Raw genomic sequence first — 13,380 nt, forward strand, 5'->3', positions numbered from 1 at the left:
ATCGAGCACCCCCGGACCCTATCGCCATGACCCGACCCTTAGCCGGCATTACCGTCATCTCCCTCGAACAGGCGATTGCCGCGCCGTTCTGCACCCGCCAGCTGGCGGACCTTGGCGCGCGCGTGATCAAGATCGAGCGGCCCGGCCCGGGGGATTTCGCCCGCGCCTACGACACGCGCGTGCGCGGCCTGTCTTCGCATTTCGTCTGGACCAACCGTTCGAAGGAAAGCCTGACGCTGGACGTGAAGGCGCCCGGCGCCACGCCGGTGATGGAAGGGCTGCTGGCGCGCGCGGACGTGCTGGTGCAGAACCTCGCCCCGGGGGCGGCGGCCCGGCTCGGGTTGGATTACGAGACGCTGTCGGCCCGCTATCCGCGCCTGATCGTCTGCGATATCTCGGGCTACGGCGGCGACGGCCCCTATCGGGACAAGAAAGCCTACGACCTGCTGGTGCAGAGCGAATCGGGGTTCGTCTCGGTGACTGGCACGGCCGAAGAGGGCGTCAAGGCGGGGGCCTCGGTGGCGGACATCGCCGCCGGCATGTATGCCTACAGCAATATCCTGGCGGCGCTGATCGAGCGCGGCCAGACCGGGCGCGGCAAGCGGATCGACGTGTCGATGCTGGAATCGATGGTCGAGTGGATGAGCTTCCCGATGTACTACGCCTTCGATGGCGCCGAGCCGCCGCCGCGCGCCGGCGCCGCCCACGCCACCATCTACCCCTACGGCCCGTTCCCGACCGGCGACGGCAAGACCGTGATGCTCGGGCTGCAGAACGAGCGGGAGTGGTCGGTCTTCTGCAAGACCGTGCTGGGCGAGCCGGCGCTGGCCACGCATGCCGCGTTCGCCACCAACAGCCTGCGCAGCGCCAATCGGGCCCAGTTGCGGGCGCGGATCGTCGAGGCGTTCTCGCACATGACGGCGGAGCAGGTGGTGCAGCGGCTCGAGGAGGCCAAGATCGCCAACGCCAACGTCAATACCATGGCCGATGTCTGGCACCACCCGCAACTGGCCGCGCGGGAGCGGTGGCGCACCGTGGCGTCGCCGGTCGGCGAGATCCCGGCGTTGCTGCCGCCGGGCCTGACCGATGCGCGGATGGATCCGATTCCCGCGGTCGGCCAGCATACCGATGCCATCCTGGCGGAAATCGGCTGTTCCGCCGCGCAAGTGGCCCAACTTCACGCCGATGGCGTGGTCTGAGGGGAGCCGGCCATGACCACTCCCCGCGTACCGCGCAGCTACCTGTTCGTTCCCGCCTCCCGCCCCGAGCGTATCGGCAAGGCCCTGTCGGCCGGCGCCGATGCGGTCATCGTCGACCTGGAGGATGCCGTCGCCCCCGATGCGAAGGCGGAGGCCCGCGCGGGCCTTTCCGCTCCCTGGAGTGGCCTGCGGACGGCCGCCCAGGTGGGCGGCGTGCAGCTTCTTGTGCGCGTGAACGGCGCCGATACCGCATGGTTTGCCGACGATCTCGCCTGGTGCCGCGCGCAGTCGGTGCGCCAGATCGTGCTGCCGAAGGCCGACGCCACCGCGCTTGCCGCCCTCCACGCCGAGCTGCCCGATGCCCACTGCCATGCTCTGCTGGAGACGGCCGCCGGGTTTGCCGATCTGTACGAGGTAGCGCGCGCGCCGGGCGTCACGCGGCTGGTGTTCGGCAGTATCGACCTGATGTTCGATCTCGACGTGGCCGACGACGGCGAGCCGTTGCATCACTTCCGCAGCGAGTTGGTCCTTCATTCGCGCGCGGCCGGGCTGCTGGCGCCGGTCGACGGGGTCTGCACCGCCATCGGCGATGCCGAGGCGCTGGCGGCCGACACCGCCCGGGGACGCCGCTTTGGCTTCGGCGCCAAGCTGCTGATCCATCCGAACCAGGTGGAAGGCGTGCATGCGGCGCTGGCGCCGTCCGCCCAGGAAGTGGCGTGGGCGCGGCGCGTGGTGGAGCAGGCCGCCGCCGCCCAGGGCGCCGCCATCGCGGTGGACGGCAAGATGGTGGACCGCCCTGTGCTCGAGCGCGCATTGAGAATAGTCGCCGCGGCGCCCGGCCCGGCCGCCACCTCCGCCTGAGCCGGACGTAGCGCCAATCGGTGTTTTCCCGACCCACACGTTGGGCGCATTTGGGTGGGAATGCCGACAAGATGAAAGCCGTTTGTAATGAGATTGCGATTGAATGCGCACGGGAGATCGTGCGCGGCAAGGCAGCGCGGCCAAAAGAGCGGGTTCCCGGGGAGCGATGAAAGAAAATCGTCCGCCCGGTGCACCGTTCGGCTGGCACGGTCGTTTACGTCAGACCGAAGTGACATTGAGCCAGACCGATCGTGCATTTTTCAGTTTCCCGCGCCGCCATGGCCGTGCTGCTGGCTGTGGCAGCCGTTGCTGGCCACGCCGCCAGCCAGCCGATGCCCCCGGACGGCCCCTGTGTGCCGCCACCGGCCAAGGCCACGCTGACGCTCGCCCAGGCGCGGCTCGACGCCCAGCGCTGCAATCGCGACATCATTGCCGCCCGGCGCGGCGAGGAAGCGAGCCAGGCCGATGTCCAGATCGCCTCGCAGCGGCCGAATCCGGTCCTGAGCCTCGGGGTCACTAATATCAATCCGCACGCGGGGGTGGGATCGGGCAGCTTGCGCAGCAAGACGGTGGATTCCACGCTGCGCATCGATCAGGTCATCGAAACGGCCAACAAGGGCAACCTGCGCGTGGATGCGGCCCGCAAGGCCAGCGCCGCCGCCGGCGAGACCACCCAGGCCATCGTGGCGCAACAGCTTGGCGCGGTGGACCAGGCCTGGTACGAGGCCGTGGTCAGCCAGACCCGGCTCGAGGTGCTGACCGAGACCGTCGGCCTGTATTCCCGCACCCAGCAAGCCAATGAGACCCGGCTGAAGGCCGGCGACATCTCCCGCGCCGACGTCACCAAGCTCCAGCTGGAAACGCTGCGCGCCCAGAGCGACCTGCGCAACGCCCAGGCCGACCACGCCAGCGACAAGGCGGCTTTGGCCGCGGCGATCGGCGTGCCGGGCACGCTGATCGACAATCGCCTGGTGCCGGACTGGCCCGCGCTGGACACCCCGGTGCCGCCAGTGGACCCCGATGTCCTGCAACGCCGCCCCGACGTGACCGCCGCCGAAGCCCGGCTGGCCGCCGCCGCTGCCTCGCGCGACCTGGCCCGCGCCGGCCGTGTGCCCGATGTGACGGTAGGCGCGCAGGCCGAGCACTATCCGCAATCGCCCACTAATACGTATGGCGATGGCAACAGCTACGGCGTGTTCATCTCGATCCCGCTGTTCGTCCGCCACAGCAATGGCGGCGAGGCGCGCCGCGCGGAGGTGGACTACTACGCCGCGCTGGACGACCGCAACCGCATCCTGCTGGAGGCGCAGAACGACATCGAGCGCCTGCGCAGCCAGCTCGAGGCCGCGCGCGCCACGCTGCAACAGATGCAGACCGCCGTGCTGCCGGCCGCCGAGTCCGTGGCGAACAGCGCCGAATTCGCGTACACGAAGGGCGCCACCGGCGTGCTGGACCTGCTCGACGCGCGCCGCGCGCTGCGCCAGACCCGCGTGGATGCCGTCGAGGCGCAGGGCAACTACGCCAAGGCGCTGGCCGCCTACCGCACCGCGCTGCAAGCTACCCAATCCGATATCAACACGCTTCCCCAGGTCCGTACCGATGCGTCGCGCCCATAACATGCCGTCTTCGTCCCAGTGGTTCCGTTCTCTCCGCCTGGCTGCCGTCGGGTCACTTTGCGCGCTGGCGCTGGTCGCCTGCGGCAAGAAGGAGGCACCCGTGGCCGACGACGACCCCAAGGTCAGCGGCCAGGTCATCCAGTTTCCGGAGTCGGTGAAGACCCTGCCCGGCATCGTCGGCCAGCCGGTGAAGCTGGGCGGCGACCGCATGCTGAACCTGCCCGGCCGGCTGGTCTGGAACGAGGACAAGACCGTGCGCGTGACCACGCCGTTCGCGGGCCGCGTGACGGACATCCTCGTGCAACCCGGCGCGACCGTGAAGGCCGGCCAGCCGCTGGCGACGCTGACCTCGCCCGACTATGGCCTCGCCCAGGCCGATGCCCGCAAGGCCGCCGCCGACAGCGCCGTGGCCGCCAAGTCCCTGGCGCGCCAGCGCGAGCTGTACAGCGCCGGCATCGTCGCCCAGAAGGAGTTGGAGCAGGCGCAGGCCGACAGCGCCCGCGCCGCCGCCGACCAGCAACGCACGCAGGCAGCGCTGCGCATGTACGGCGCTGCGGCCGGTGGCGATGCGGTGAACCAGCGCTTTGCGCTGCGCAGCCCCATCGAGGGTCTGGTGGTGGAGCGCAATATCAATCCGGGCATGGAACTGCGCCCGGACCAGGCGCCCAACGCGCCGCTGTTCCTGATTACCGACCCGACCACGCTGTGGGCCCAGGTGGATGCCGCCGAGGCGGACCTCGGCCTGTTCAAGCCGGGCGTGACGGTGCAGCTGACCAGCGCCGCCTATCCCGGCGAGACGTTCCAGGGCACCGTGGTCAAGATCGCGGATTACGTGGACCCGGCGTCGCGCAGCATCAAGGTGCGGCTGACCGTGCCGAACGCGGACCGCCGCCTGAAGGCCGAGATGTTCGTCACGGCGCGCCTCGAGGCCGCCTCGTTCAAGGGGATCGCGGTGCCGTCGAAGGCCGTGTTCCTGGCTGACAACAAGAACTACGTGTTCGTGCGCAAGGGTTCGAACACCTTCGAGCGGCGCCTGGTCAAGACCGGCGTGTCCCTGCCGGGCATGACCGAGGTGCTGGAAGGGCTGGCCGATGGCGAGGTGGTGGTCACCGACGGCAACCTCTATCTGCAGGACATCCTGCGCGACGCCACGGCGGTCAATGCGGCGCGCGCGTCCGCCAAGTAAGGGAATGGCGGACACATGATCTCGCGTATCGTCAACTTTGCGCTGCACCAGAAGCTGTTCGTCTGGCTCGGCCTGGTCATCTTCGTGGCGGGCGGCCTGGCCGCCTTCAAGAACCTGCCGATCGAGGCCTTCCCGGACGTCTCCGACATCCAGGTCAACGTGATCACGCTCTACCCGGGCCGTGCGGCCGAGGAAGTGGAGCGGCAGGTCACGATCCCGATCGAGACCGCCCTGGCCGGCACGCCGAACTCTGTGCGGGTGTTCTCGCACACGCAGTTCGGCCTGTCGTTCATGATGGTCACGTTCAACGACAAGGCCACGGACGTTACCGCCCGCCAGCAGATCATCGAGCGGCTGCGCAGCGTGGACCTGCCCGATGGCGTGCATCCGGACCTCGCGCCGCTCTCCACCGCCATCGGCGAGATCTATCGCTTCCGGCTGACCGGCAAGGGCTATTCGCCGCAGGAACTGCGCACGCTGCAGGACTGGGTGGTCGAGAAGAACCTGCGCCAGGTGCCCGGCGTGGCCGATCTGGTGACGATTGGCGGCAGCATCAAGCAGTACGAGGTGAACCCGAACCTGGCGCGGATGCGCGATGCCGGGATCTCGCTGTCCGAGCTGTTCACGGCGCTCCAGCGCGGCAACTCGAACGCCGGTGGCGGCGCGGTGGCGCATGGCCGGCAGCAGTTCCTGCTGCGCTCGCTGGGCAGCTTCCGCACCTCCGCGGACATCGCCAACGTGGTGGTGAGCGAGAAGAACGGCACGCCGATCCTGGTCAGGGACATCGCCGAGGTGAAGGTTGGCTCGGCGCCGCCGCAGGGGCTGATGGGGCAGGACGACGAGGACGATATCGTCTCGGGCATCGTGGTGATGCGCAAGGGCGAGAACCCGTCGATCGTGCTGGACGCGCTGAAGCAGAAGATCGACCTGCTCGACAGCACCATCCTGCCCAAGGGCGTGAAGATCGTGCCGTACTACGACCGCTCCACGCTGATCGACAAGACGCTGCACACGGTGTTCGGCAACCTGGTGGAAGGCGCGCTGCTGGTGATGGCGGTGCTGTACCTGTTCCTGGCCAACGTGCGCGCGGCGGCCATCGTGGCGCTGGTGATTCCGCTGGCGCTGCTCTCCACCTTCATCGGCCTGACCTGGGTGGGCATTCCGGCCAACCTGCTGTCGCTGGGCGCGATGGACTTCGGCATCATCGTGGACGGCGCGGTGATCGTGGTGGAGAACATCTTCAAGCGGCTGGGCGAGCTGAAGGAGCAGCAGATCCAGGACAGCAGGGCACGGCTCAACGCCATCCTGCTGGCGACCACCGAGGTGGGCCGGCCGACCGTGTTCTCGATGGTGATCATCATCGCGGCGCACATCCCGATCTTCACGCTGCAGCGCCACGAGGGCAAGATCTTCGCGCCGATGGCCTATACGGTGACCGGGGCGCTGATCGGCTCGCTGATCATCTCGCTGACCGTGGTGCCGCTGCTGTGCCACCTGCTGCTGAAGAAGAACATCGCGCACGAGGACAACTTCGTGGTGCGCCACTGCAAGCGGCTCTACGAGCCGATGCTGAAGTGGGCGCTGGAACACAAGAAGATGGTGGTCGGCATTGCGCTGGCCTTGCTGGTTGCCACGGTGGGCGTAGGCAAGTTTCTCGGCAGCGAGTTCCTGCCGGAGCTGGACGAAGGCTCGATGTGGGTCAGCTTCGACCTGCCGGCGTCGGTCTCGCTGGACGAGGCCCGCGACCAGGCGCGCAAGCTGCGCACCGTGATCCGCCAGACGCCCGAGGTGAACACCACGATCTCGAAGGTGGGCCGCCCGGACGACGGCACCGACCCGAAGCTGATCAACACGGTCGAGATCCTGGTGGACCTGAAGCCGGACCAGAAGTGGCGGGCCGGCTACGACAAGCGCAAGATCATCGAGGAAATCAACCACAACCTGCGCCGGCTGCCGGGCATCGAGCCGAACTTCTCGCAGCCGGTGCGCGACAACATTCTTGAGAGCATCTCCCAGATCAAGGGCCAGATCGTGATCAAGGTGCAGAGCGACAGCCTGCAGCAGAACAAGCAGGTGGCGGACCAGATCCTGGCGAACGTGCAGACGGTCAAGGGCGTGATGCGCGCGTTCATTGACCGCGACGGCGAACTGCCGCAGTACGTGCTGGAGTTCGATCGGGCCCAGGCGGCGCGCTACGGCATCAACGTGGCGGACGTGCAGGACCTGATGGAAACCGCGCTGGCCGGCAAGGCCGCCACGGAGCTGTGGGAGGGCGAGCGCCACTTCAGCGTGGCCGTGCGCCTGAAGCCGGGCGAGCGCGAACTGCCGAACCTGCCGAACATCTTCATGCAGACCGCCGATGGCGCGCAGGTGCCGTTGTCACAACTTGTGACGTTCCGGGCCGCCTCGGGCGCCATGAACATCAGCCGCGAGAACGGCCAGCGCACCACGTCCATCGGCATCTTCATCCACGACCGGGACATGGGCAGCGTGGTGAAGGACATGCAGGCGCTGGTGAAGAAGAACGTCAACGCCGAGGACGTGAAGATCAGCTGGTCCGGCGAGTTCGAGAACCAGGAGCGCGCCATGGCGCGGCTGTCGATCGTGGTGCCGCTGTCGGTGCTGGTGATCTTCCTGCTGCTGTTCAACGCGTTCAAGTCGTTCAAGAGCGCCACGCTGATCATCTCGAACATCCCGTTCGCGCTGATCGGCGGCGTGTTCGCGCTGTTCCTGACCGGGATTCCGCTGTCCGTCTCGGCGGCGATCGGCTTTATCGCGCTGTTTGGCCAGGCCGTGTTGAACGGCGTGGTGATGGTGACGTACTTCAACCAGCTGCGCGACGAAGGGCTTTCCGTGCGCGACGCGGTGCTGGCCGGCTCCATGGACCGGCTGCGGACTGTGCTGATGACGGCGCTGCTGGCCATGCTGGGCCTGTTCCCGATGGCGATCTCGCGCGCGATTGGCTCGGAGACGCAGCGCCCGCTGGCCATCGTGATCATCGGCGGTCTGATTACGGCAACGTTGCTGACGCTGATCGTGCTGCCCACGCTGTACGAGTGGATGGTGGGACGCTCCTGGCCGGACGAAGAGTCCGACGAAGAGGACCACAACCGGATCTCGCCCTCGCTGGCATCGTAAGCCAGGCATCGTGAACGCCCCCGGCCCCGCCGGGGGCGTTTCACATGCTGGGCTTCGTTCCCGGAAACAGCGGCCACGCCATCAGCGCAACCGTCGCAGTGCTGGCCCAGACCACCGGCCATGACGTCGCCGCGAGCCAGTGCGGCAGGGTCAGCGGCGTGAGGAAGAAGCCGAGGAAGACCGCAGTATTCGCCATGCCGAGCGCCGTGCCCGCGCGCTCGGCCCCGGCCATGGCTGCCAGCTCCGCATAGGCCACGCCGTGCCAGGCCGAGACGCAGATTCCGGCGAGGGCCATCATCGCCGGAAGGAGGATCATCCACGGGCCTTGGACCTGGCCGGCGCTGCCCTGGACGCAGGCCGCCAGCACCAGGAAGGCGGCTACCGACACCAGCGTGCAGCCGCGTAGATAGGCACGACGGTTGCCGTGGCGGTCGGTCCAGCGGCCGCTCCATACGCGCATCGCCATTGCGCCGCCCTGCACGGCGACCATGGTGGCCGTCATGACGCCGAGCCCGGCATGCGCAAAGTCGTGCAGGAACACCGACGCAAACGTCAGCACCGCAAACTGCGGCATGCAGAGCAGGCCGATGGCCGCGACGATGCGCCAGATGCCCGGCTGCCGCAGGGGATTCGCGGTGGGTGCCCGGCACGCCGGTGATGCCGCGCAGCCTGCCGCCGGCGGCTCGTGCAGCCATCGCCAGGTCAGCCACGCCGACACGCCACACAGCAGCGCCACCCATCCATAGACCCAGGCGAAGCCCACCGTCGAGGCGAGCCACGGCAGCGTAAGGGCGCCGATACCGCCGCCCAGCGGCACCGCCGTCTGCCGGATGCTCATGGCCAGCCCGCGTTCACCTTCCCGGAACCAGCGCATCACGGCGCGGCCGCTCGCGCCGTTGACGCTCCCGCTCAACAGCCCGACGACCGCCATCGCACTCATCAGCCAGCCCAGCGGTGGCGCGTGGCCGCCGCTGGGAGCGAGCCAGAGCGCCATGGCCAGCAGGGCGACGGCAGTGGAAGCGAGGCCGCCGAGCAGCACGGGGCGGTCGCCCCAGCGGTCTGCCGCTACGCCCCATGGGAGTTCGGAGAGGGCGACGCCGAAGCCGAGCGCCCCGAGGGCGAGGCCCAGCTCGGCGTTGTCGAAGTGATAGCCGGTGCGCATCCAGACGGCGGTGGTGGGAATGCCGCTGGCGCCGGCCATCACGCTGGCATTGGCGGCGACGCCCACGCCGAGGACTTTCCAGCGGTGGCCTGCGCCAAAGTGACGGCTCGCCGACACCGGCGCCGAAGCAAGAGTCTGGGATGACATGTGGGGTTTCCGATCGATGATTTGACCGGACCGAGTCTCTCACCCACAATCCGTCCTGAATATCAGAAAATATTTCTGGAATCGTTCGACAAAACAGGATGATCGATGTCACGCACGAACTTCGACGTCGCCGCCTTGCGTAGCCTGCTGGCGGGGATGGAGTTGGGCAGCTTCGCGCGCGCGGCGGATCGCGTCGGGCGCTCCACGTCCGCCATCAGCGCGCAGATCAGGAAGCTGGAGGAGCAGGCCGGCACACCGTTGTTCCGCAAATCCGGACGCGGGCTGGCGCTGACAGCCGCCGGCGAGGCCATGCTCGGCTATGCCCGGCGGCTGGTGGACCTCAACGACGAAGCCGCGGCGGCGGTGCGCGGCGTGGATCTGGCGGGCGGCATCCGGCTGGGATTGCAGGAGGAGTTTGGCGAAGGGCTGCTGCCCGATGTGCTCGGCAGGTTCGCCCGTGCGCACCCGAAGGTGCGCATCGAGGCGGTGGTGGCGCGTAACGCCGAACTGCTGGCGCGGATCGATGCCCGGCGGCTGGACCTCGCCCTGATCTGGGCCGATGGCGGTCTGGGCTTGCCCGAGGCGAGCATCCCGGGCTACGCACTGGGCCAGCGCGCGGTGGAGCCGATCGACGAACCGCCCATGTGCTGGGTCGGCTCCGCGACGGCGCCGATGACCTGGGAGCGGGGCGAGCCGCTGCCCCTGATCGCCTTCGACCGCCCATGCCAGTTCCACGCCGCGGCCACGGCTGCGCTGGATCGCGCCGGCATTCCGTGGCGCCTGGCGTTCTCGAGCCCGAGCCTGGGCGGGCTGTGGGCCGCCGCCGCTGCCGGGCTGGGGCTGACCGTGCGGTCCCGCTACGGTCTGCCGGCCAATGTGCGCGCGGTGCCGGCCGGGGAGGCCGGCCTGCCCGGGCTGCCGTCGCTGCCGCTGGTCATGCTGCGGGCGGCGCCGACCATGCCGCCCGAGGTGGAGCGGCTGGCGGACATCCTGCTGGCGTCGGTGCGTGAGGCGCGTGCGGCCTAGTCGTCGTAGCGATGCCGGCTCGGCCGGCAAAGCACCGCGCCCAGCAGCACGCCAATCCCGAGCGCCATGCCGATGGCGCGCATCGGCTGCTTGTTGACGTACTCGGTCACGCACTCCTGCCCTTGCTGCCAGTTGTGGCTGACCGTGGACTTGATCGAGTCCAGCGCCTGCGAGCCGCGCTCCGCCTTGGAGAGAAACGTCTTCTTGGCGGCTTCGACGGCTTCACCGGTCAGATTCGGCAACTGCGACAGCAGATCGTCGAGATCCTTGGCCAGCTGGTTGGTATCGGCGCGCAGGTTGGCTCGGGCGGCGGAGGCGTCGGCGCTAGAGTTCTGGGGATTGAGGTTGTTCGGGTCCATGCGTGTCTCCTGTCAGGCAGTGCGAAAGGTGCAAAGGTGCGGGGAAATCGATGCCAACACATGCCTGCGCAGGTTCCGTACCAGCACACGCGCCGCCACCCCACACGCGCGGCGCGCTCTCTAATATAGAAACGCCGCGGCAAGTTACCGGTGCTTGTAATTTGTCCGCGATGGAAGGAGGTGCGCGACACGCCGCCCCAGACCACCGCGCGCGCCTGGCAAGGCGGGCGCAGCGTCGGCACGCTCGTTGCGGGATCAGGGTTCCCACACCCCACGCAAGGAGTTGCAGATGAACACCGCTGATCCCACTCTCACTTCCAACCAGGGCGCCGGCATCGTCGGCTCCGGCGTGGGCGACGGGCCCGGCCCCGAAGTCATGGCCGCATCGAGCCTGGATGACACCAAGGTCTATTCGTCCGACGGCGAACACGTCGGCGAAATCTCGGAAATCATGATCGACGTCCCGCGCGGCCGTGTGGCCTACGCCGTGCTGAGCACCGGCGGCTTCCTCGGTATCGGCGACACCCTCCACGCCATTCCCTGGGGCGCCCTGGTCATGGACACCGACGCCAAATGCTTCCGCCTCGGCCTGACCGCAGACCGCATCAAGAACGCCCCCGGCTTCAACAAGGACAGCTGGCCCGGCATGGCCGACCCCCAATGGGCGACCACTATCCATGAGTACTACGGGCGGGACCCGTATTGGACTGGTGTGGGCGGGGCGCTATGAGTTGAGCGTTTCCTGGCTGGATAGACGGCGGCCGTTCGAATGACGGCCGCCGTTTTTGTTTGCGCGTGGACCGTAACAGAATCGTGAACATGCGTTGTCGCGACGCGTCATTGAATTCTGATTTAAAGATGATTCATATCACTGGTGACTCAGATTTGACGGAATAGTAAAAACTGCCGGTTTACCCGGAAACCCTTTGCTGGGGCGGGCCCGACTTTCGGGCGGAGCAGATTTGTGCCTCGGGCAGGCGATGGAATCAGAAAAGAGTGGGGTATGCCGGACCTTGCGTCGTGCCGTACGCTCCCCCTCGTTTTCAAAAAACTTACAACTGGTTACAAGTAGGCCCGCGGTAGTAGGACGGTGTTTCGCGACCCTTTGGCGTGAGTAGGACCAAATTGCCGACGACAGCCACGCGTGCGCCAGTCGCCGGGGTCCGAAATGAAAGCCGGCAAGACACGGACGACTACCACAGCTGCGATTCGTCGTCGAGTATGCAAAGCCAGTATCTGCGTGCCGCCGATCTGCTATCGGCACCACAGTGAGCGCCAGCGGCAGCGTGAGCAGCGGCAAGACGGACAGCACCTATGCGTCCGTGGTGGAGCAAACCGGACGTGCCATTTTTTCGCGATATCCGACAAAGAATATCCAACAATGAGTGGCTTTTTTTCTTTATAGAAACTTCGACCGCCTTACGCAAAGCGCTATTGATATCGATACGTGCACCGATTCTATTCGCCACGATCATGTATGCGGCAATTTGGTTATCCGTTAATACTACGGGCGGTGGATTATTACCGCCTGCAATCGATGAGGTTGTGTTGGAGGAGATTATAGAGCTGGCGGTGCTTGGTGCTGTTGCCATTGCAATTCACTCTTTGTGGTTGGATTGGGATAAATGACGCAAAGAAAGGTGATTATTGTTTCGGTGCTCATAAGTTTTTTTGCAGGCGCCAGTACTGCAATGTCTTGCGTTCGAACATTTCATATGTGAGCGAGTATTGAATGCTGGTAAATGAGGGCGACCTTCTAAGATTTCATAGGGCTAGATGGATTTTAATTGGTACAACAGCGGCTTTCATTTCTGTGTACTCCGTATTATTCATAGCTTCTGCTGGAATAATTTATAATTTCGCCGCGATGTTAGTATATGCGGCGTGGATGTTTGGATGGGTATTCAGGAAATATAGGTGCCCGAGATGTAATTCAATTCCAAGATTGAAAGGGTTTAAACCCATCGATCTGGCTCCGAAGATCTGCTGGAAGTGTGGCTTGAATTTTTACAAAGCGGAAAGTCATTGCAAGGATTGAAAAATACAGAATTGTGCCGGACAAGATCGTCCAGGAAGTCAATCGCTGCAACAGGCTGCGCCTTATCTGTATGACGTGGTCGGCGACAAGAAGGACCAAGGATGATATTCAGGGAGGTCTGGATTGACGGCATTTTTGCGAATGGCGGCGCTGGTCTCAGCGGGGGACGGTAAATGCAGCGGCACGGGGGCTTACGGGTGGGGCAGACCGCCTAAATCGGTGCGGCAACGTCTATTGCCAGCCTGAAATGGGGCTAATAGATGAATCAATCTTCCATAAGAAAATTTGTGTCAATGAGGGAAAACTCATTGGTATTACCAGTTGTGAAAACAGCTATATTTTTTCCGATACTCACCATGAGTTGGATGATTATTTCGATGTGGATTGCTTTGTATCTCCGTGGGATAAATATGCCGTGGGATAGGATTGACGAGTTCATTCACATGGCAATGAAATTGTCCGCCGTCGTGACTATTGGCGCTTTAATTAATATGGTTTGGATGGAGTGGCAGAATTATAAGAGTGACGTAACAGAGTGACTAACCTAGAAGATTAATCATCGGTTCATCGACATCGACATCGACATCGACATCGACATCGACATCGACATCGACATCGACATCGACATCGACATCGACATCGACATCG

General features: G+C 65.5%; 11 protein-coding genes. 9 read left to right on the forward strand and 2 right to left on the reverse strand.

Features of this window, described 5'->3' with window-relative positions; genetic code table 11:
• Positions 1-26: 26 nt before the first annotated feature.
• The 5 genes from SB751_RS21590 (at position 27) to SB751_RS21610 (ending at position 8,000) form a co-directional block, all read left to right on the forward strand.
• A complete protein-coding gene (locus SB751_RS21590) occupies positions 27-1,199 on the forward strand; it encodes a CaiB/BaiF CoA transferase family protein (protein ID WP_186296827.1) in 1,173 nt (390 codons plus the stop codon).
• Positions 1,200-1,211: 12 nt separating this feature from the next.
• Positions 1,212-2,060: an HpcH/HpaI aldolase/citrate lyase family protein gene (locus SB751_RS21595; RefSeq protein ID WP_410748532.1), complete on the forward strand. Its 849-nt coding sequence runs from the start codon at positions 1,212-1,214 to the stop codon at positions 2,058-2,060.
• A 278-nt stretch (positions 2,061-2,338) separates the two neighbouring features.
• Complete coding sequence (locus SB751_RS21600; protein ID WP_144197831.1) at positions 2,339-3,676, forward strand: TolC family protein; 1,338 nt, start codon at positions 2,339-2,341, stop codon at positions 3,674-3,676.
• Between the two features lies 1 nt (position 3,677).
• Positions 3,678-4,862, forward strand: a complete 1,185-nt coding sequence (locus SB751_RS21605; RefSeq protein ID WP_244844682.1) for an efflux RND transporter periplasmic adaptor subunit — start codon at positions 3,678-3,680, stop codon at positions 4,860-4,862.
• A gap of 15 nt (positions 4,863-4,877) precedes the next feature.
• On the forward strand, positions 4,878-8,000 hold the full coding sequence (locus tag SB751_RS21610) for an efflux RND transporter permease subunit (protein ID WP_144197743.1): 3,123 nt from the start codon (positions 4,878-4,880) through the stop codon (positions 7,998-8,000).
• Positions 8,001-8,040: 40 nt separating this feature from the next.
• Here the strand turns inward: SB751_RS21610 and SB751_RS21615 are convergent, their stop codons facing one another.
• The gene (locus SB751_RS21615; protein WP_144197744.1) at positions 8,041-9,309 is read right to left on the reverse strand and encodes an MFS transporter; all 1,269 of its coding nucleotides are present in this window, start codon (positions 9,307-9,309) and stop codon (positions 8,041-8,043) included.
• A gap of 105 nt (positions 9,310-9,414) precedes the next feature.
• Between SB751_RS21615 and SB751_RS21620 the strand changes: the two genes are divergently transcribed.
• The gene (locus SB751_RS21620; protein WP_410748533.1) at positions 9,415-10,335 is read left to right on the forward strand and encodes a LysR substrate-binding domain-containing protein; all 921 of its coding nucleotides are present in this window, start codon (positions 9,415-9,417) and stop codon (positions 10,333-10,335) included.
• Here the strand turns inward: SB751_RS21620 and SB751_RS21625 are convergent.
• Entirely contained in the window at positions 10,332-10,694 is a 363-nt protein-coding gene (locus tag SB751_RS21625; RefSeq protein ID WP_144197746.1) for a YqjD family protein, read from the reverse strand. The genes SB751_RS21620 and SB751_RS21625 overlap by 4 nt on opposite strands.
• Positions 10,695-10,983: 289 nt before the next feature.
• Between SB751_RS21625 and SB751_RS21630 the strand changes: the two genes are divergently transcribed.
• The 3 genes from SB751_RS21630 (at position 10,984) to SB751_RS21640 (ending at position 13,271) form a co-directional block, all read left to right on the forward strand.
• Complete coding sequence (locus SB751_RS21630; RefSeq protein WP_144197747.1) at positions 10,984-11,424, forward strand: PRC-barrel domain-containing protein; 441 nt, start codon at positions 10,984-10,986, stop codon at positions 11,422-11,424.
• Positions 11,425-12,008: 584 nt separating this feature from the next.
• Positions 12,009-12,323 carry a hypothetical protein gene (locus tag SB751_RS21635; RefSeq protein ID WP_410748534.1) on the forward strand — a complete coding sequence of 105 codons (315 nt, stop codon included), beginning with the start codon at positions 12,009-12,011 and terminating at the stop codon, positions 12,321-12,323.
• A gap of 669 nt (positions 12,324-12,992) precedes the next feature.
• Positions 12,993-13,271 (forward strand): hypothetical protein, encoded by a 279-nt coding sequence (locus SB751_RS21640; protein ID WP_410748535.1) that lies wholly within the window; start codon positions 12,993-12,995, stop codon positions 13,269-13,271.
• The last annotated feature ends 109 nt before the right edge of the window (positions 13,272-13,380 follow it).

This window comes from Cupriavidus sp. SIMBA_020, assembly GCF_046535395.1.
Classification (GTDB): domain Bacteria; phylum Pseudomonadota; class Gammaproteobacteria; order Burkholderiales; family Burkholderiaceae; genus Cupriavidus; species Cupriavidus campinensis.